13 protein-coding genes are annotated in these 20,813 nt (G+C 56.9%); 11 read left to right on the top strand and 2 right to left on the bottom strand.

The genetic code is table 11. The features are described 5' to 3' along the window. Nucleotides 1-22: 22 nt before the first annotated feature. The 6 genes from J0A91_RS11030 to rfbD all read left to right on the top strand — a co-directional run bounded on the left by J0A91_RS11030 (nucleotide 23) and on the right by rfbD (nucleotide 10,185). Nucleotides 23-4,606 carry a glycosyltransferase gene (locus J0A91_RS11030; RefSeq protein WP_069204954.1) on the top strand — a complete coding sequence of 1,528 codons (4,584 nt, stop codon included), beginning with the start codon at nucleotides 23-25 and terminating at the stop codon, nucleotides 4,604-4,606. A gap of 190 nt (nucleotides 4,607-4,796) precedes the next feature. After that, nucleotides 4,797-6,245, top strand: coding sequence for a hypothetical protein (locus J0A91_RS11035; protein WP_069204955.1), 1,449 nt, complete (start codon nucleotides 4,797-4,799; stop codon nucleotides 6,243-6,245). An 11-nt stretch (nucleotides 6,246-6,256) separates the two neighbouring features. Beyond that, nucleotides 6,257-7,771: a hypothetical protein gene (locus tag J0A91_RS11040; RefSeq protein WP_150126897.1), complete on the top strand. Its 1,515-nt coding sequence runs from the start codon at nucleotides 6,257-6,259 to the stop codon at nucleotides 7,769-7,771. A 133-nt stretch (nucleotides 7,772-7,904) separates the two neighbouring features. Then, the gene (rfbA, locus tag J0A91_RS11045; protein WP_069207239.1) at nucleotides 7,905-8,786 is read left to right on the top strand and encodes a glucose-1-phosphate thymidylyltransferase RfbA; all 882 of its coding nucleotides are present in this window, start codon (nucleotides 7,905-7,907) and stop codon (nucleotides 8,784-8,786) included. Continuing rightward, nucleotides 8,783-9,328 carry a dTDP-4-dehydrorhamnose 3,5-epimerase gene (gene rfbC / locus J0A91_RS11050; RefSeq protein WP_069204957.1) on the top strand — a complete coding sequence of 182 codons (546 nt, stop codon included), beginning with the start codon at nucleotides 8,783-8,785 and terminating at the stop codon, nucleotides 9,326-9,328. The genes rfbA and rfbC overlap by 4 nt, the downstream gene beginning before the upstream one ends. Then, the gene (gene rfbD / locus J0A91_RS11055) at nucleotides 9,328-10,185 is read left to right on the top strand and encodes a dTDP-4-dehydrorhamnose reductase (RefSeq protein WP_069204958.1); all 858 of its coding nucleotides are present in this window, start codon (nucleotides 9,328-9,330) and stop codon (nucleotides 10,183-10,185) included. The genes rfbC and rfbD overlap by 1 nt, the downstream gene beginning before the upstream one ends. A gap of 24 nt (nucleotides 10,186-10,209) precedes the next feature. Here the strand turns inward: rfbD and rfbB are convergent, their stop codons facing one another. Together rfbB and J0A91_RS11065 are read right to left on the bottom strand one after the other, a co-directional pair. After that, nucleotides 10,210-11,268 carry a dTDP-glucose 4,6-dehydratase gene (gene rfbB / locus J0A91_RS11060; protein WP_069204959.1) on the bottom strand — a complete coding sequence of 353 codons (1,059 nt, stop codon included), beginning with the start codon at nucleotides 11,266-11,268 and terminating at the stop codon, nucleotides 10,210-10,212. 152 nt (nucleotides 11,269-11,420) lie between these two features. Next, nucleotides 11,421-12,302: a class I SAM-dependent methyltransferase gene (locus J0A91_RS11065; RefSeq protein WP_069204960.1), complete on the bottom strand. Its 882-nt coding sequence runs from the start codon at nucleotides 12,300-12,302 to the stop codon at nucleotides 11,421-11,423. A 468-nt stretch (nucleotides 12,303-12,770) separates the two neighbouring features. Here J0A91_RS11065 and J0A91_RS11070 point away from each other — a divergent pair, with 468 nt between their 5' ends. The 5 genes from J0A91_RS11070 to J0A91_RS11090 all read left to right on the top strand — a co-directional run bounded on the left by J0A91_RS11070 (nucleotide 12,771) and on the right by J0A91_RS11090 (nucleotide 20,769). Further along, nucleotides 12,771-13,562 (top strand): acyltransferase, encoded by a 792-nt coding sequence (locus J0A91_RS11070; protein WP_150126898.1) that lies wholly within the window; start codon nucleotides 12,771-12,773, stop codon nucleotides 13,560-13,562. A 952-nt stretch (nucleotides 13,563-14,514) separates the two neighbouring features. Beyond that, the gene (locus J0A91_RS11075; RefSeq protein WP_150126899.1) at nucleotides 14,515-15,822 is read left to right on the top strand and encodes a hypothetical protein; all 1,308 of its coding nucleotides are present in this window, start codon (nucleotides 14,515-14,517) and stop codon (nucleotides 15,820-15,822) included. A 543-nt stretch (nucleotides 15,823-16,365) separates the two neighbouring features. Next, nucleotides 16,366-17,541, top strand: coding sequence for a glycosyltransferase (locus J0A91_RS11080; RefSeq protein WP_069204961.1), 1,176 nt, complete (start codon nucleotides 16,366-16,368; stop codon nucleotides 17,539-17,541). Nucleotides 17,542-17,547: 6 nt separating this feature from the next. Then, nucleotides 17,548-17,961 carry a hypothetical protein gene (locus J0A91_RS11085; protein WP_069204962.1) on the top strand — a complete coding sequence of 138 codons (414 nt, stop codon included), beginning with the start codon at nucleotides 17,548-17,550 and terminating at the stop codon, nucleotides 17,959-17,961. Between the two features lie 69 nt (nucleotides 17,962-18,030). Next, nucleotides 18,031-20,769: a glycoside hydrolase family 99-like domain-containing protein gene (locus J0A91_RS11090; protein WP_083224640.1), complete on the top strand. Its 2,739-nt coding sequence runs from the start codon at nucleotides 18,031-18,033 to the stop codon at nucleotides 20,767-20,769. Nucleotides 20,770-20,813: the final 44 nt, after the last annotated feature.

Genomic DNA, 20,813 nt, shown 5'->3' on the forward strand with positions numbered 1-20,813 from the left:
AAGATTGGGAGCTAAGGTGTTGATGGAAAAGCAACTGGAACGGGGCTATCCTTGGGCGGAGCGCGGCCGTGTTTCACACGAGAATGTCCATCGCTATGCGCTTTGCCTCGACTACGTTGAAGGCAAGCGTGTTCTCGATCTGGCGAGCGGGGCAGGGCATGGGACGGCGTTGCTGGCGCAAAGGGCGGCATCAGTGGTCGGGGTCGATATCGATCCGCAGGTAATCCGCGCCGCGCAAAAACGCTTTCCATTGCCGAACGTCGAATTCCTAGCGGGCGACGGTCTCGATCTGTCGTTTGACAATGCCAGCTTCGACGTAGTCGTCGCGAATGAAATGATCGAATATGTCAGCGATCCCAACCGTCTCTTAAAGGAGGTCCGGCGGATCTTGCGACCGGGTGGAATCCTGCTTCTTTCGGCGTTGAACAAGCTGATCCACAATCGATACAAACCGGTCGACCATTCGTATTTGTCCGCAATGGACATTCCGGAATTTAGTCGTTTGCTGGGTCGGCATTTCGATCATGTCGGCATGGTGGGCATGCGAATGGCGCTCGTCTCGGTCGGCTTCCGGATGGCGCATGCACAAGACCGTGACAACCTGCCCAGTGCAGAGACCTACCTGGGCGATTTTCGGGATGCCGCAGTACCCGCAGTCGCCGCCGATGAACTTTGGCTGCACGAACCGGAATATGTGCTCGCATTGTGTTCGGACACCCCGATCGAATCCGGTCTGCCTGGCCCTAGCCTGCTCGTCTCGCGTGACGAGGATCTGTGGCGGGAGCACGAACGCGTCATGGCATGGGCATCCGGCCTGCACGATGAGGATAGGATCCTCCGCAGCGAGCTCGATCAGGCGCGTGCCGAACTACAGGCTGAGCGCGATCAGGTCCTGCGTATGCGCGAGGAGTATGCGCGACTGGACGAACGTTTCGCCGAACTGCGTCAGATTGGAGCCGCCACCGCGGACACGATCGCGACGCATCGGGATGCTGTTGATAAGATGAGAACCGCGCATTTCACGATGTCCTCGCGGCTCTTGTCCCGTCTGACGGGGGACAGTGTGGCCGCCGACGACCAATCGATCGTCGAGGCACTGTTCGTGCTGGGCCAGACGCTGACCGAGCAGCGTTCCCGTCTTGCCGAAGCGCGACAGCGCGAGATCCGGCTGGTTGAGGCGGAAACGGCGTTGGCATCCTTGCGGCGCGAGGTGTCCGAACAGGTTGCGCGCGCGGTAGCGCTCTCCGACGAGCTTGATCGGAAGCGCGCGGAGCATAGCGCAATTACGTCGCAGCTGGCTTCGGTCAATCTGGAGCGTACGCAGGCCGAGGCGATGCACGCGAATGCTGCCGAGGCCGCTCGGCGCGATGCGAGCTCGTTGCGCGCGACACAAGTCGAGCTCGAGGAAGTGCGGCAACGCGGCGACGCGGCAGTTGCCGCCGCGCGACAAGACCTCACGCGTACCGTACGCGAATTGGACGAGGCGCGGGCGTTGCGGGACACTCTCCAACGTGACCTCGCCGATGCCCGCACGGAAGCGGCTACGCTGAGATCGGAGTTGGAGAAGGCTCGCACCCGACCTGCCGATGTGGTGGTGCCCGCTTCGGGAGGTCAGCAAGCTTCGACTGCGGTTCAAACCAAGGGGCGAGCCGGGTCGAGCGTCTCTGCGGCATCCGGATCGCAGCGAGAGCTTGAGCGCTTCGTCAAAGTCCATCAATCGGTGAGTGCACAACTCGCGCGCGCGTCGCGCGACGTGTCGGGCCGTATCCCAGCCGCGCGATCGCGCCCGACAAGCGCGTGGAACGTCAAGCGCTGGGCGACCAAGGTCAATCCCTATGTGGCGCCGTTCCGAACGGTGTTGTTCAACGGCGACTGGATTGCCGAGCAAGACCCCTCCGTCGGTCGCGTCTCTCTCGCCCGATATCTGCGCGATAGCCGATTATGGACACTCGATCCGCACCCCGTCTTCGCCGCCGGAGAATATCTACAGGGCAATGCAGACGTCGCGGCGACGAAGTTCAATCCGCTGCAGCATTATCGCGAGCATGGGTGGCGTGAGGGCCGGTCTCCGCATCCGTATTTCGCAAACGATTGGTATCTCGCCCAAAATCCGGACGTGATGGCAGCTGGGTCGATCAGCCCGCTCGAACATTATTTGGAACATGGCTGGCGAGAGGGGCGCTGGCCCAATCCGCTGTTCAATCCGCGGGCCTATCTCGATCGCTACCCCGACGTTGCGGCCGCAAAAACGGAACCATTGACGCATTTTCTCGCATATGGGCGGCGGGAAGGGCGTGAGATACCGTCGGCATCTGTCAACCCGGTGTGGACTTCGCTGCTTCCGACGGCCGCCAGAAGTAAAACCTTGCTAGATTTTATTCTTCAGGACTCGCCATTGGCGATTGCGGGGGCGGACGCTAGTCCTGCGATTGAGCAAGTGCAGGGTCACGCTCCAGCATGGCCGCCAGAGCGGCTGAACGACTTCTGGCTACCCCAGCGCCTGCGCGATTTCATCATCGAAGGCTATAGTGAAGACGCCGTTCATCTGTATGTCTATCTGTGTTCGGTGATGGCAGCGTTCCAGACTGCACCGGAAGATTTCCCCGAATCCGAGCCATGCCGTCGTATCGTCGAGCGCGCAAGAAATGTATCGCGTACGCGTGCTGCTACGCTTCCGGAAATGCCCGACAGCTCGATCATTATTCCAGTTTACAACAACATCATGGACACGCTGTTGTGCATCTGTTCTGTCCTGGAGGACGACACGAGAATCAGTTACGAGATCATCGTTGCGGACGATGGATCGAACGATGCAACCGCGCAAATTATCACCTCGTTGAGCGGGGTGGTTCGCTACGTCCGCCAGCCGCGCAATTACGGTTTCTTGGGCAATTGCAATCAGGCCGCCAAACAGGCTCGGGGGCGTCATATCGTCTTGCTCAACAACGATACGCTGGTGATGCCGCGCTGGCTCGATGCGTTGCTTAGGCCGTTCGATCTTTACGATAAGATCGGCTTGTCGGGATCCAAGCTGCTGAGTTGGGATGGCACTTTGCAGGAGGCAGGCGGCATTTACTGGAAGGATGGCTCGGCCTGGAATTTCGGGCGCGGCGCCGATGCTCGTGCGCCGGAATTTTGTTACCTGAAGGATGTCGATTACGTCTCCGGCGCGGCGATTGCGGTGCCCGCCGCCATCTGGCGGGAGATGCACGGCTTCGATGAAATCTATGCTCCCGCCTATTGCGAGGATTCCGATCTGGCTTTTCGTTTACGCGCGGCTGGATATCGGACGGTCTTAAACCCGCACTCGGAAGTGTTGCACCACGAAGGCCGGAGCCATGGGCGCGACCTGACCTCGGGGGTCAAGGCTTATCAGGTCAGGAACCAACAGATTTTCTTAGAGCGTTGGAAGGAGACGCTGGAGCGAGATCATTACCCTAACGCCGAAAATGTCTTGCGGGCGCGGGATCGGTCCGGCCGGAAGCGGCATGTTCTCGTGATCGATCACTACGTACCGCAATGGGATCAGGATGCCGGATCGCGATCCACGTTCATGTGCATCGAGGCTTTCCTCACGCTTGGGTATGCGGTGACATTCTGGCCAGATAATCTCTGGCGAGATCCGCATTATACGCTCAAGCTGCAAGAACTCGGCGTCGAAGTTATCTATGGCTGGAACTACCTCGACGGGTTCGGCGACTTTATCGAGAGCCGCAGCGATCTATATGATGCGGCGTTCGTCAACCGGCCTCATGTCGCTGAAAAATATCTCACCGATCTGAGGAAGCGCTCGAAGCAGACCCGGATCCTGTTTTACGGTCATGACTTACATTTTAAGCGCATGATGGCGGCCAAAGCGGCGGGCGAACCGGTTTCGGACGCGGATATCGCCAGTATGCGGCATATGGAATTCGAGGTTTGCCGCAAGGCGGATGTTGTGATGTATCCGGATCCTGAGGAGGTCCACTTCATGGAGGAGCAAATCGGCGGAAGGAGGGTCTTCGCCGCTCTTCCAGTTTTCGCGTTCGATCGGCATATGTTCGCGCGCGGGGCCAGGATGCTGGAGACAATTCGCTCGAAGGCTGGCCAGCGCCTTCTGTTCGTCGGCGGGTTCAATCATGCGCCCAACCGCGACGGCATCCAATGGTTCATGGAGTCCGTTTTCCCGGAACTCCAGCGGAAGCTCGATCATGTGCACTTGACAATCGCTGGCTCCAAGCCGCCAGAATCGATCACCAGCCTGGCCAGCAATGACATCGAAGTCGTCGGCTTCGTCTCCGACGACCGTCTTGCCGAGTTGTACGACGAGGCGTCCGTGATTGTTGCGCCGCTGCGATATGGTGCTGGCGTCAAGGGCAAGGTTATTGAGGCGATGGCAATGGGCGTTCCGCTTGTAACCACGCCAACGGGAGCGCAGGGACTCGCGAATCCCGATGAGCTGATGTTTGTCGCCAGCGATGCCGCCGATCTTGCCGAGGCGATACAGCGCGCGTTGGGCGATCGGGACGAGGCGTGGCTGCGCGCGAGCCGCGCACTTGAACGCGTGAATCAGCAGTATTCCGCGGAGGTTCTCGAGCGCATATTCCGGGATCTTATCGAGCGGTGATGCGGCGAAGATGCTTTTTTACGCGGAAAGCTACGGCCGTAAGCAACGGCTATTATCCCCGGTCGGTGCCGCGTACTCGCACGAAGATGTGGCGCCTAAATACATGGGTGGAGCGCTTGTGGTCCATCCGGGGGCATGGCAGGTTCGCTGATGCGTTCGCTGCACATATATTTTGGTAAGGTATTGCGCGATGACTTGCGAATTTGAGACCGATTTCCGGAAATATTATGAGATACAGTTGGTCTCTGTTGACGAAAAGCGCATCGTGGACGCCGCTACGCGGTTCGACACTCCCTTTCTGAGGCCAGCTTTGGAAAGCGTATTTGCGTTAGATGCTTTTGCGTATCAGAATTTGAGGAAATACGCTTTTGATCTCATCGAGTCGGGTAGCTTTTCTGCAGTAAATCCGATGACCGGTAAATCGTGTCCGGTGTCCAATACGTTCACATTCGACGATTTTCTCACAATTTTCTTCTTCGTGGATGCGGAGAATTCTTTCGCCCTCGTTGCTGGCGATCTTTCACAGGGTTTTCCGATCACGAACCTCATTCTTTTCGAAAAGAGGCTGATATTTTCGCTGAATCCGACTTTCTGGGCGTTGAAATCGCGTCATTTTGACATTCTGAAAGAAAATGGCATCTCAAAAATTGCGCCGGTCTCCGAGCCGAGGCAGATCTGTCTCGTGGCGGGTGACCCTAACTTTGCGCATCATGCGTGGAATGAACTTTCGGCGTTGGAGAAAATTGTAGAATTGGGACTCGACCGCCGCGTCACGCTGTACGCATTCCACGAAGCGCTTGGTCCGATCAACGAAATCTTGGGTGCGAATTTCAATATTGCCGGAAAGCTCGCCAAATGGCAAACCAATCAATTGCACGGCGGTGGGCGTCTGACGTTTGCCGCAGGTGGCACGCTCATCACTCGCAACGTGGTCGATAAGATCTGTACGTTCGCGCGCACGCAGATCGACCCGCCTTTGGCCGACCTGCTCGGTGATCTTTCCCGTCGTCGTGGCCGTGCGCTCTGGGTGAGTGTTCGAACAAGAAACCGGACGATGACCAACCAGACGGAGGTTCTGGCGGCCGTCATTTGCGCATACTTACGCGACCGACCTGATCGAGTGGTGATTATGGACGGCCACTCGCTGCCCTATGACCATGATCGTGACCCGGACTTCCTGCGAGAAGCGAATGCCGCCGTCGTCGCGGATGATCATCTCACCATCGAAAGCGTGGTTGCTGCCGTTCGTGAGACGCTTCCAGATGCTAATATCGTGACACGCTGCGGCGACAAGGTGCATGAGAGTATCCTAATCGCGCAGGACGTCGGATTCTATTTCTGCCATCATGGTACCGTCCAGCACAAGGTGGGCTGGTTCGCCAGCGTGCCCGGGGTGGTGCATTGCAATCGTAAGGTTCTCGAATCCCGGCCTGCCCAGTGGGTCGTAGATAAATCCGAAGTGGCCATCATGCCAACGTATGTGCCGGATGAAACAATCGGTGTGTTCGAAGATTTTAGTTATGACGACGAGATCCAAAGAAATCTCAATGTTGAGAATTATTTCGTACAAGATCTGCAGAAGTTTGTTTCGTTTTTCCTAGAAAGCTTGGTCGAGAATGAGATTTTGTACCAGATTTGATGGGCAGGCAGATGAGCCGGCCTTCTGACGTAATGACTCGATATGCGTGGCACGGCTTGCTGCCGGTCGCCGTAATTGCGCTCGGTATCGGGGTATCGGCCATTGGGGCCGGGGCAGGGCAGAACGCTTCCGCGCCGTCGGCAGAAACGGTTGATCTCCACGCCGCGGCTGCGTTCGGAATTTCGGCGGCCAATACGGCTGAAGCAAATACTCGTGGATTCGACGCGTTTTTCGCATCGCCCCGGCCATCGGTGGTCCATTTGAGTGCTGGCACCTACAATTTGTCCTGTCGGACCTATACTGCGGCCAGCGCGGTTTCGATCCTCGGGGCGGGCGCCGCGAATACAATCCTCAGGCTTCCGCGCGGTTGCTCGTTCTCCACGCCGTTCATGGCTTGGGATGGAAAGGCGGATGTTCGCGTGTCGGGGTTGACCATTGATTTGAACGACCCGGTCTATCCAGCTCTGCAGCCTGTGCTCAAATTCACGGCGTATGACGCCGACGCCGCACGCCTGAGTGTGGACCATATCGCGATACTGAACGGGAATAGTCCCTCGCTGCAAATTACTGTTGGCGCCACCGCCGGACATAAATATGACGGGGTGGTCATCAGCGATAACTATCTGCAAATGAGACCTGCTACCACGACAAACCAGTGTATCGCGCTAACCACGGTCAACGGAACGGGATATATTCCGGCAGCGCAGGTGATTGGCAACGTCTGCAAGGGTAGTGGCATTCAGATCGATGGGGCTGACACTCGCGTCTCCGAAAACGACGTTAGCGGATTTTCGTTCGGAACCGCAATTTACGCGCAGCAGAACGTTGGATTGCCCGTTGCCGCCGCGAGTTGGGCCAATTCGGTGGTGACGATATCCCACAGGCCGTCTGTACGTTTCTTCGTCGTGGGTCAGAAGATCGGTGTGCAGGGTGCTGTACCTACTGGATACAACGGCGTGTTTACGGTCATCGGGGTGACATCTGCGAGCGTTTCCTACGCGGTCAAAAGCGACCCCGGCCCTTGGAAGAAAGGGGGCTATGTCATTTCGGCCCCGTCGAACTGCGGATGTCTTATTTCCGGCAATATCCTGCATGATACGGGGAATGGTGTCGATGTAAATAATGCAGTGCATGCTGGTCTGGAGAATAGTTGTGTAAATTCCATTGTGAAAAACAATAATGCCTACGATCTTGGTGGGTCGGGATTCTCGAATTTTGCTTCCGATGTGAAATACGTCGGAAATGTCGCTACAAACACGGGTTTCGAAGGCGGCGCTTCTGCGGGCGAAGAGGCGGATAAAGCCGCGTTTGCAATCTTCGACGCCGGAATCGGCGTGGACTGGTACGCATCTCACAATGTGACGATGCAGGGCAACCGCGCACGCGACGGCGGAACGGGTAAGGTCAAATACGGCTATTTCGAGGAGCCCTGGCATATATTCGCAACAGACAGGCGAGAGAACGATTTTCGCGGTCATGTGCATGATGAGGTCGTGCGGCAAGCGGGAGTTGCGATGACCGAATGAATGGTCGTGACCGAGCGACAAAGCGGCGACGTGGGCCTATGTGGATGGAATTCGGACTTCGTCGTTGCCGAGGCACGCAACGCGTATTATGCGCCGGCTGATTGATAAACTTTGCTGAATTTTGGAGATCACCTTGCGTAAGGGTATAATATTGGCGGGGGGCTCCGGTACACGGCTCTACCCATTGACGCGCGGTGTGTCGAAGCAGCTCATGCCGGTTTATGATAAGCCGATGATCTATTATCCGCTGTCCACGCTGATGAGCGCGGGCATCCGCGAGGTGATGATCATCACCACTCCGCACGACCAGTTGGCATTCAAGGCATTGCTCGGCAATGGCAGCGATCTCGGTATGATTTTGGAATATGCCGTGCAGCCCGAGCCCGCAGGTCTGGCGCAGGCGTATCACATCGGCGCGGATTTCGTTGGCGACAAGCCGTCTGCGCTTGTGCTGGGCGACAACATTTTTTACGGGCATGGCCTGCCCGGCCTGCTCGCACGGGCCTCCGCCCGTGATGACGGGGCCACCGTGTTCGGCTATTATGTGAAGGATGCCACTGCATATGGCGTGGTGTCGTTCGATGCGGATGGTCGTGCGGAGACGATCGAGGAAAAGCCGACGGTTCCCAAGTCGAACTATGCGGTTACGGGCCTCTATTTCTACGATGGCAGGGCGGTCGAATTGGCCCGCGACCTCAAGCCTTCGCCGCGCGGCGAACTCGAAATTACCGATCTGAACCGGCTGTATCTCGAACAGGGCAATCTTTCCGTCGAGATCATGGGGCGCGGCTACGCGTGGCTCGACACCGGAACGCATGGATCGCTGCTTGATGCGGCGCTGTACGTCCGCATCACCGAGGAACGGCAGGGGCTCAAGATCGCCTGCCCTGAGGAAATCGCCTGGCGGCAGGGCTTCATCGATGATGCGCATCTGGAGCGGATCGCGGGCCCGCTGCGCAAGAGCGGCTATGGTCAATATCTGCTCGATCTGCTCGAAGGAAAAATCCTCGCATGAACTTTCTTGAAACCGCAATTCCAGGCCCGATCATCATCGAGCCCGCCGTGTTCGGGGACGACCGCGGCTTTTTCATGGAAAGCTGGAACGCGGCCAAGTTCCGCGATGGCGGGCTCGACCTGACCTTTGTGCAGGATAATCACAGCCGCTCGGCCAGGGGGGTGCTGCGGGGCCTGCACTTCCAGAACCCCAATCCGCAAGGCAAGCTGGTACGCGTCACCGCCGGCGCTGTCTGGGACGTGGCGGTCGATATCCGTCGCTCGTCGCCGCACTTCGGGAAATGGGTTGGCATCGAGCTGTCGGCGGCTAACAAGCGGATGTTTTGGGTGCCGCCTGGTTTTGCGCATGGCTTCTTGACGCTCGAGGAAGGGACCGATTTCCTCTACAAATGCACCGAATTGTACGATCCGGCGAGCGAGCATGCGCTGCTGTGGAACGATCCAGCGCTTGGTATCGACTGGCCGATCGACGGCATCGAGCCGAAGTTGTCGGGCAAGGACGCGATCGGCAAGCCGCTCACCGAGATCGAGGCCTTCGCGTGATGAAAGCACTGATTGTCGGCAGCAGGGGCCAACTCGGTCGTGGCCTCGCCGCCAGCGCGCCTGAGGGCATGGAGATCGTCGGCCATGACATCGACACGCTCGACATCACCGATGCCGCCAGCGTCCGTGCCGTCGTGGCCACGGAGAAGCCTGACCTGATTCTCAACGCCGCCGCCTATACCGCGGTCGATAAAGCCGAATCCGAGGAGGATGCGGCCTATGCGGTCAATGCGACGGCGGTCGGTCTGCTTGCCGAAGCGGCCCGCGCAAACAATGCGCGGTTCGTCCATGTCTCGACCGATTTCGTGTTCGATGGCAGCGCGGGTACGCCGTATGCGCCCGATGCGGAAACGAACCCGCTTGGTGCCTATGGCCGTACCAAGCTGGCCGGAGAGCATATGGCAGGCGAAGACGCGCTGATCGTGCGCACGGCGTGGGTCTATGCGCCGACGGGAGGGAATTTCGTGCGCACGATGCTGCGGCTGATGGGTGAACGGCCCGAGGTGCGCGTCGTCGCCGACCAAATCGGCACGCCAACTTGGGCACCCGGCCTCGCTGCGGCGCTCTGGAAGATGGCGGGCGCCGGTATCACCGGTTTTCATCATTATACCGACGCCGGTGTAGCCAGTTGGTACGATTTCGCGGTCGCGATCCAGGAGGAGGCGCTCGCCGCAGGCTTGCTCAATGCTGCGGTGCCGGTCATTCCGATCGCCACGGCCGATTTCCGGACGCCTGCCAAGCGGCCTGGCTATTCGGTGCTGGACAAGGCCTCGACCTTCGCGGCGCTCGGCGGCCCTACACCGCATTGGCGCAGCAACCTGCGCGTGATGATTGCGAGAATACGGGCGGAGGGCTGACCCCCCCCCGCCCCGTGGGGCGCCTTACTCTGCCGCAGTTTCCAACCTGCCGAGCCGCTCTCCCGAATAGCCCTTGCGCAACGGCGCCCACCACCCTTCGTTGTCGAGATACCACCGCACCGTCTTGGCGATGCCGGTCTCGAATGATTCCTGCGCGCGCCAACCAATCTGGGTTTCCGTCTTGGTCGCGTCGATCGCGTAACGGTGGTCGTGGCCGGGACGGTCCGTGACGAATTCGATGAGATCGCTATGTGAAAAACCTTTGGGCGCCATCTCGTCCATAAGCCGACAAATGCGTTCAACCACCTGCAAATTGGTGCGCTCATTGCGACCGCCGATATTGTACTTCTCGCCGAACTGCCCCTTCTCCAGCACCATAACCAATGCGCGGGCATGGTCCTCGACATACAGCCAGTCGCGAATATTCGACCCGTCACCGTAGACCGGCAGACGTTTGCCCGCCATCGCGTTGAGGATGATGAGCGGGATGAGCTTTTCCGGGAAATGGTAAGGCCCATAATTGTTCGAACAGTTCGAGATCACGCATGGCAGCCCATAGGTGCGCACCCAGGCACGAACCAGATGGTCCGACGCGGCCTTCGACGCGGAATAGGGAGAAGATGGATCGTATGGGGTTTCCTCGGTAAATAGGCCGTCGGGGCCGAGCGAACCATATACTTCGTCGGTCGAAATGTGCAGCATCCGCAGCGCATCGGCGCGGTCGGCCGGCAAACGATCACGATACGCGCGAACCGCTTCGAGAAGGGTCGCGGTGCCCATGATGTTGGTCTCGAGGAAGATGCTCGAACCGGTGATCGATCGATCCACGTGGCTCTCGGCCGCTAGATGCATAATTGCGTCGGGCTGGTGCTTCTCCAGCGCGGAATCCATCGCCGAGCGGTCCCGGATGTCTGCGCGTTCGAACACATAGCGGTCGGAACCGGCGATCGGATCAAGCGACGCAAGGCTGGCGGCGTAAGTAAGCGCGTCCAGGTTTACGACCGAATGGCCGAGATCCTCCACCAGATGCCGACACACCGCCGAGCCGATGAAACCCGCGCCGCCCGTTACCAATACCCGCATAAATCTCGATCTCGCTTACCAAAAGTCGAGAAGCCGGTAGCAAACTTCGGCGGTCATGCACAAACGCAAAGCGTGACGGGGTGATCGGAAGCAGTGGCAAATGTTTCGCCTTCGTCGCGCCGAAAACTATGTCGCCCCATTCACGTGACAGGCTATTTGCGCAACTCTAGAAGCAGTACGCCACCGATATCCTCGCTCACAAAGGCGTAACGGGCCGATGCCATATAGCGGATATGCGCTTCTCGGAATCCGATCGCGCGGGCGCGCGCCAGCACATTCCAGCCCGGTATCTCGAACACGAGCGCGCCGAGCTCATGGTCGACTGGATTATCGTGATATTCGGGCGGCATGAGGTGGATAACCTGATTCGCCTCCAGCCGCGCGCGGACGATCGAATCGTCTTGCGTATATAGAAACGGCACGGTTCCGATATGGTAGCCCCCAGGTTTAAGTATGCGGTGTATTTCGCGTAAGGCGCCGTCTAGCGACGGCACATGTTCAAGAACTTCGTTGGTCGTGACGATATCGAATGTCGCGTCCGGCAGATTGAGCGCCTGTAAATCCATGATTGGGATGGGGTAGAGGCTGGCGGCCGTGTTCGGATTCTCGGTGTATTCCGATCCGATGAAGCGCGAAAATCGCCCGCGCAGACGCAACGCCAACGACGTCACAGCTTCCGGTGCGTAAATGACCGGCTCCTTCGTTCCTGCCTCCACCAGAAGCGATTCGATTGCCGCCATCACTGCGCGCGCGCGCGATGTCAGTCCGCCATACATAAGGCCGTCGCGAAGATTCGGCGGTGCGCTTAGCATGCCTGCTCGAATTTTTGCTCCCGTGAGCGGTTCGCGAGCTCCGTATCGGCGAATACGCGCGGTCAAGGCATCGAGGAAATGGCGATCCTGCAGGCGGGGGTGTTCGGCGAGGAAATCGAGGAACGAGGCGCGATCAGCAAATCGCCTATCAAGCTCGACCGCGTATCGACCGCGCCAGCCGCGCCTTACCGCGTGCAAAAACAGGCGCATCGGCTGCCCCATTCGAAATCCTTTCATTTCGTTGGCGACACAGCCTGTTCGCCCTTGTGCATTTCAGTAGCTGAACGAAGGACGGCCCGTAGGCAAGCCGGAAGCTGTGATTTCGAAGGACTCTGCGCAGGAGTGTCGCGCGGTGCTCGCTTTGCTGATCCCGCGTGAGCGACAGGCGCAAAGGATCGAAAAATCAAAGGATTGACTGCTCCTCCCACTCTCAAAGGCGGCTGTATAGTGCGAGCGTGAGCCATCGACATCGCACGGTTTCATGCTACCGTCACACCATAATCGAATATCGCGCGTTTTCGATGGACGTGTCGTTGCGGGTTCAGGCCGCGCATGGATGTTGATGTTAAAGGATGTTCGGAAGTGAAACGAACATGACATCATCAATAAGTGACTGCCGATTTTGCTGCGATGTTTTTGCGATTTGACGTTGTCGTGTGTTGTGTTTGTCTTGTTTAAGTGGATTCTGCTGTGAAAATTCATTCCCGACTAGAAGATTTCATAACGCGCTTTGAATATTCGACATTCGATCCGGGCGAGATTGAAGCCGATTCTGGACGTTTTTTTTCTGTCGATAGGGCGGATGCCGAGACGCTTGGAATCTTCGTTCGTCAGGGTGATGTCATGCCGAGAATCATGGTTACGGATGCATCGAAACCGGTTGGGGTTGTGAATATTCAGGCGAGATTTGAAAACAATACAGTTTTCTTCGATAACGACGAAAGTAATGGGCAGTTTTTTGCGCATATAAATATCCACGGCGAAGATACATGTTGTATATTTAATGAAGCTGGAAAGAACTATTTCTCAATTGAGATATTAAACTTGAGAAGTCATAGGCAAAACGTCTTTGTTGGGAAAGACGCTTCTGCAGTCGGTGTATCCATCGAAATGGAGGGCGAGGATTCGGTATGTGTTATTGGGGAAGATGCTTTGATCTCGTCGGGCGTGTGGCTACGCAATCACGATATGCATAGCCTGATCGATTTGAGTAGCGGGCAGATTACCAATCCTCCGCCCGGGGATATCTTAATAGAACGGCATGTTTGGCTGGGGCAGGATGTCCTGGCAGTCGGGGGGCAGCATATCGGATTCGGTTCAATCATTGGTGCCAGATCATTTCTGAAACGGGAAATCCCACCCAAGTCGGTGGCAGTCGGTTCGCCTGCAAAGGTTGTTAAGAGCAACGTGTCTTGGGGGCGCCAAAGTAGTTCGGTCTCGGCGGCTGAACTTGACCTAATTTCTGCCCTTTCATCGCAATAGATGTAGGCTGAATGGAAATATTCGTTGACGAAAAGGTGCCGACTGAAACGCGGACGGTACAGAGAAATGCTCGATACCCTTGCCGGTCTCTGGCCTGATCATGTAGCTCCCATCAACCGGATCGGCCGGGCAGAGCGGCAGCCCTCGTTTCCTGAATTGATGGCGCCATCGATAAATCTGGGCACCCCATCAAGTATAGTATGGCGCCGATAACGGTGTGGGGAGAGCGTGGCGCCCCCTTCTGCAGATCTGAAGGGGGCGTGTCCGGCTCTCATGGCCGGAAAGCACGGTCCCTGGGCACAGTTACCACATGGTCGCTCGTCGTTCGGAAAATCAGGCGGTCGATGTTGTAGGCGCGGTGGGCGAGCGTGATCTTCGTCTCGGCGCGTGTGAACGGTGCTCCCGTCGCACGTCTCCCTTGACGTGTAGACCATGCGGCCAATCCCATCATTGCCGAGCACGACAGTCTTCATGCGATCATAGAGGATCTCGCTAGGCACTTCGATGCCTATATCCGCGAACGGTTGGATGAAGGCTGTCACAGCGCCACACCGCTGTTTGGAGAGTTGGGCAAACAGGGTTGCGACGGCGATGTGCGTAGCTTCCGGCGCTGAATCAAGTTTCGGCTGCGTGGCGACATTCGACCGAACGCCTGTCGCCTCGCGGAAGATGAGCCTGGAATGGACGCCGCCGATCTCGCTAGGCGCTTCGACGTGGTGCTCGTCGAGCGCGACGTTGACGCGCTCGACCCCTGGCTGGCTAGGCCGCAAGTTGCAGTCTGGCCTCGTTCGCCCGGTGTCTGCCCCGGGACCGCGGCCAAATTTGCCGCCTATCGTAACATAAGGACTGATTGTCGGTTGCTAGGCCGGTGAGGTATCGCTCAATTGCGCCATTGCTTACCGACATGTTCGGCGGGCGATCGACCGTTCTCGCCACGCTTTAGGAAACAGGCATGTTTTCACGCAAATTACTCTTGATGATTCTGGCTCTGTATCCGGCGACGGCCATTGGCAAGCGGCATGTCGAAAGCCGTCAACCGCTAACTGCGGACGGAGCTCGTCGCCCTCTTAACAAGCCAAAGATACTTTCTGAAAGTGGGGGGGCTCTGCCAAGTTCCCAAATTGGCCGAACGGGCCCGGTATCGGTGCGCATGCAGGTCGGCGATTCCGGCCTGTTCGGGCATCCTGGAAACCCACTGTTCCAAGTTTATGGTACGCAGGCCGATCCCGCCGCCTATTCTAACCGCGTAAGCCTGGCTCAACTCGCACGTTTCGTGCAATCTTCAAATGGAGATAATAAATCCTTCATTGGAGGAAATACTTTATACGTCGAATCGAGGGACAGGGATGATGTGACTCCCAACAGCAAAGGGGTTCTTTATCCGATTTACGTAACTATAAGTCCGAGAATTCGTAGAAATAATGTCCCGTATGACGACGCAAATGGCGTATCTGTTATGAATATCACGGGAATTAAGGGTGCAGGCGGCACAGATGCTTTTTACCTTGGACATAATTCGTTAGCATTTGGGAGCAAAAGCGACGGATCTCAAGAATGGCTTACCGGAATGACGCTGGATGCCAATTTAGGATTGGGAATTCAGCTAACCGGAAAGATAGATACATTTGCGATCGATCTCGGAAACGCCAATATCATCTCTAAGAAGGCGGTTCGGCTTGGTAACGAGCAGGGCATATACAGCCGCGCTAACGGCGGTGACGAAGATGTCATGATCGAAAAACTAAATTCTCAAAATGTTATCGAGATTGGAAGAAACGATCGGGTCTATCCTGTGGTAATATATGCCGGTCAGAAGCCAGTAGCAACAATCTCTAAAGAAGGCTTATCACTTGATGGCAATGCTTCATTGTCGTTTGGGTCGAGAATCGCCCTCTTGAATGACGGTAAAGCGAAAGCTGTCCAGATCGGAACTCGCGATGAACCGATTGGAAAGGGGTATATAGCGTCGCCGGTATTTTCGGTTCGCACTATAACAGCAGGGGCGGTTCTAACTCTGCGGCCGAGCGATTGGATGGTCGTCATACGGAAGTTGATCGGATCTGGCACGACCATAATACTCCCTGTCGTAGATGCCGGCTCGACGATAGTCGTGAAAGATGGTCGCGGCGATGCGACGAAAAACCCGATCACGATAGTTCCGCAATCCGGAACTATCGACGGCTCAAAATTTTACAAGATATCGCGTGATCATGGTTGGGCAAACCTCACGTATGACGGTACTGAATGGTTGGTGCACTGATCGCAGATGGTGTGCCTGTAATATATCGACCGGAAGGAGCCTCTGGTTCAGTGCTGGCGTTCTTAAGGGCGGTGTATTGGGAGGTATCCGCATCAATCTGCCTCGTCCTGCTTAGGCGACCTCGCCAATCTCACGTCCAAGGTCGCGGACGCCGCGGCTTTGGTCTTCAGACCCTTGACGTGGAGACGCGTGGAGGGGGGGGCTGACGCCGACTCGCCACGGCTGTTACTCGGGCGCCAGGAGCGGTAATCCTTGGCGGAGGAGTGCGGCGCGCGCGGCATAGGGCGAGGCGGCTAAAATGTTTTGACATATAAAAAATATTGGCTTTACGGTATTGACCGAACCGGTTGATCGGTTTCGAATGAGGCTGGGTATGTGACGATTCTGACAACCAGCAGCTTTTCGAATAAGGACAAAATATCATCGGCCTGACTCGGAGTAAATCAGGCGATAGTTGCTTGGTTGGTGGTTTGCGCGCTGGGTTTCTGCCCAAAAAAGACAGGTCTGTGACGTTGGATTTTAAAAATTTGCTTCGGCGCTGCGATGTTAGATATCGACCTTGCGCGCATTCAACGCGCTTCTTTGCGCTGGCGGTCTGAGGTGGCCGTGAGCGGGCAGATACAGATTTCGGTGATTGGCCACCCCTTCGTTTCGATCGGAATGGGGGAGCAATTGCGTTCTTTCATCCGTGCTGCGGAATGCGCGCAAATCGACTGTGAGGTGGTGGATGTTTATCAATGGGCACCCCGAACCGACCCTGCTCATCAAGAAATCGTCGAGGGTAAGGAATCCTCGATTCCGACGCGGAAAATCTGCGTCTACCATCTTAACGGCGATGAGGTGGAGCCGTGCGTCGCGGCGCTTGAGGCGCGAGGCTTCGATTTCGCGTCGCATCTCAACTTTGTCATGCCTGCGTGGGAACTTCCAAACTACCCCGAAGAGTGGGCGGAAAAGCTACGGAGGTTCGATGGCTGCTGGGCAATATCGGAATTCGTCAACACCTCTCTGTCGAATGCCGGATTGTCGAGCCGTTTCGTCGGACAGTCTGCGGAGGTGAAGAAGCGCAGTTTTCTACCGCGCCGACATTTTCGTATACGGGAGTCCGCCTTTGCGATTCTCCATTTTTTCGACACCAGTTCTTACGTCGCCCGCAAAAATCCGGCAGCCGCTATTGAGGCTTTTCGTCGATTACGGGCAAATCGACCCTTCGAGGACGTTCAACTGATCCTGAAGGTGAAGGGCAACACGGCGACGCCCGAATTCATCCAAAGTCTGGCTGTGCAGTCGCAGGATGTCGTCATCATCGACGAGCACCTGACGACGTTTCGCGTACAGAGTCTAATCCGCTGCTCCGACGCATTCTTGTCGCTGCACCGGTCGGAAGGCTTCGGCCGGGGGCTTGCAGAAGCTATGTCGCTGGGCGTGCTCGCGGTGGGAACCAATTGGTCGGGCAATCTAGACTTCATGAGTGCAAACAATTCGTTGCCAGTCGACTACGATCTGGTTCCGGTCAAAGCGGGCGAATATCCCTTTGGTGCTGGAAACCACTGGGCGGAAGCCGATCCGAATGACGCGGCAAGACAGTTGCAGAAGGTGATCGATTCTCCGGGAGATTTACGGCTCCTGACCGAGCGCGCATCCCGGGACCTTCTGTCTCGGAGCGGCGATCGGGCCGTTGGCCTGCGCATTCTTCAGGCATTGCAAGGGCAAGGGGCGTAATTCCGCATGAGTGTGATCGACACTGCCATAGCGCCCGGTCTGTTTGATTTGCCGCCGCATCTTGTTACGTCGGGGACCATTTATCACGACGCCTGGTGTACCCCATACTTGTGCATCCACTTTCCAGATCTGATTGGCCGCGTGCGCGTCACCGTCGAGTTTTGGAACCCTGCGATGATTGATCGCAACCCGAACGAGGTCGTTATTCGGCTCGATCATCGCGCGATCGCGGTGTTTCCGGACCTGATGCCCGAGCAAATCCAGGGCGTGCAGCGCGATGTGGACGTGGGAGCAGAAGGCGGACTCGTCTTGTCGATTCGTTCGGCCGGACGTTGCCCACAGTTGGCTCATGATATCCGTCCACTGGCCTTGGTCATCCGCAACCTGACGCTAGAGCCAATGCAGGGTTTAATTGGATAGGTATCCGACGCGAATCGTAACTCTGGCCGACCAGTCGGTCAGCTATTTATTTGAATAGAAGAGATCGTCATGATTGAAGCCTTGCACGGAGCTCGGTGTATTCTCAACGCTGGGGTGGTTAATCGTGAGTTTCTGGTAAGCATCGTGGGCGCGGATATTTTCTATCCGGAAGAGTTTCTTGATGTTTTTGGTTCGCTGAGCAAGCTAGAACAGTCGATCACTCTCCCGATTTTTGACAGTCAATATTATCGTGACCAAAGCGATATTGGCGATGTTCGCGCGCTCGACCATTTCTTGGCTTTCGGAATCGAGATGTGGCGGGATCCTCATCCGCTGATAGATTTACGCTATATGCGCAGTACTCGGAGTGATATATTTCAACCGGTTCCCTCGATTGAAGATATGCTCGGCGTCATCACCGATAATGCCATCGATCCTTCCCCATTTTTCTCATTGGAGGATTATCGATTTGTGGTGTCCGACGTAAAAGTATACGGGTCGCTCCTCATCCATTTTCTGAATGTCGCTGCGGAAAGCGACATATCTCCTCTCGCGCTGTTCGATCCTGTATATTACCGCGCTCAGGGTTTGGACGTGCCATCGAACGGGCGGGATGCCCTCCTGCATTTCATCCGTGTCGGCGACCAGAACCGGGTTTCCCCAAGCGCTGCGTTCGACTCGCTCGCGTATGAGGCGCGCTACGGCGACGTTATGCGCGCGGCCCTTCCGCCGCTGGAGCATTACTTGCGGATCGGCCGGTTCGAGGGGCGCAAGATCTTCCATCATGCGAAATTCGGCCGCACGGAACTGCATGCGCGCGCGACGCAGGATTGGACTTTCAAACCCGATCCGGCGATCTGGGAAAGCGATACGCAGAGACTTCGCGCCAAGTTGGTAGCGTCGCAAGCGGCGCAGCGCGAACAAGCGCTTATCGTTCCGATAAGCGTCGATTCTGCCTCATCGGCGACGGCGATAGCCTTCCCGGTGCACGGTGCGCCGTTGATCGACGTCATCATTCCGTTTTACAACGAGACGGAAACGACCCGGCGCTGCTTGGGAGCGCTGCACAAGGGCATGGGGGACCTGGCGATCCACCCTATCCTGATGGACGATGGATCGACTGAGGATACGGCGATCTTGAGCGCCGTGCCGGGCGTCACCATGATCCGCAACGAACAGAATCTTCACTACCTCGCGTCGTGCAATAGAGCATTCAGTGCGTCGAGTGCGCCGTTCGTGCTCCTGCTGAACAATGATGCCTTCGTGCTGCCGGGCGCCCTTCAAGCGCTACTCGACGAGTTGCGCTCCGCTCCCGAAATCGCGGCGGCCGGCCCCAAGATCGTCTATCCGTCCGGCCACCTTCAGGAGGCTGGCTGCGCGCTGTTGCCCGACGCGACCACGGTGATGGTTGGCCTAGGCAGCAATCCGGATTTGCCACGCTACAATTATGCTCGGGATGTCGGGCATATTTCGGCCGCATGCCTGCTTCTCAAGCGCGACATGATCGGAAACGATCTCTACGATGAGCGGTTTCGGCCTGCATACTGTGAGGACGCGGACCTGTCGCTCCGGTTGCGGTTTAGTGGCAAGCGCATAAGATATGTTCCGCAGGCAACCTGTGTTCATGAGTTGTCCGTATCGACGGGTAAGCACAGCAAGGTGGGGCGAGTACGACAAGTCGTCATCAACCAACATAAGTTGTTTGATAAATGGAGCGAGCAGCTGGAGCAGGATGGCGAGGTATCGACCTTCTGTTTCTATCTCCCGCAATTTCATCCGACTGCGGAAAACGATCTTTGGTGGGGCAAGGGCTTCACCGAATGGACCAATGTGGCGAAAGCATTGCCCTCCTTCGAAGGGCATTATCAACCACATCTTCCCTCGGACCATGGCTATTATGACCTGCGCTGCGGCGACGTGATGAGTGAGCAATATGCGCTTGCCCAACGGTATGGGTTGAGCGGCTTCATCATGTACTATTATAATTTTGGCGCACGGCGCGTTTTGGATCGGCCGCTGCGAAATCTCCTGAGCAACAAGGGCATACATTTCCGCTTTGCCTTGTGCTGGGCCAATGAGAATTGGACTCGCCATTGGGATGGTGGCGAGAAGGCGATTCTGCTCGAGCAGCAATATGACAACGAGACGCTCGCTTCCGTCTGCTCCGATGCGATCGAAGCGGCGCGCGATCCCCGCGCGATCACGGTAAACGGGCGCCCGATGTTCCTCGTATATCGACCGCTGCTGATCCCAGATCCGCGCCTGTTTACTGACATGGTTCGGAGTGCGTTCATCGACGAGGGGCTCGGCAACCCGTATCTTCTGTATGTCGAAAGCATGGAGGCGATCAACCGCGGCGTTAGTCCGCAGGATATCGGGTTTGACGCTTGCGTCGAATTTCCACCGCAAGGAATCGGCGCACCCTATGCAGACGAACTGTCGATGTTGAAGGCGGGTTGGCAGGGACACGTATACGACTATGAAGAGTCGGTCTTACTGGCCTGCAAGGAAAGCACGGCACCGTACAAGCGTATGCCGGCGGTGTTTCCGAGCTGGGACAACACCGCCCGCCAGCCACTGCGCGGCACCAGTTTTATCGGCCAGACGCCGGCGGCTTTTTCCGAATATGTACGCAAGAAGGCGGATTTCGCGTATGAAATGTTGGTCGGCGAAGAAAAGATGATGTTCGTCAACGCTTGGAACGAATGGGCCGAGGGCGCGCATCTCGAGCCCGACGTTGCCTATGGGCATTCCTGGCTACAGGCGCTTCAGGACGGGCTCGCTGCGGCCAAATATCAGCGGAGCTGATATGGAGAGAACCGGCTCCCGTGGTTTTCCATTGACGACGTCGA

The sequence above is a fragment of the Sphingomonas panacis genome, assembly GCF_001717955.1.
Taxonomy (GTDB): domain Bacteria; phylum Pseudomonadota; class Alphaproteobacteria; order Sphingomonadales; family Sphingomonadaceae; genus Sphingomonas; species Sphingomonas panacis.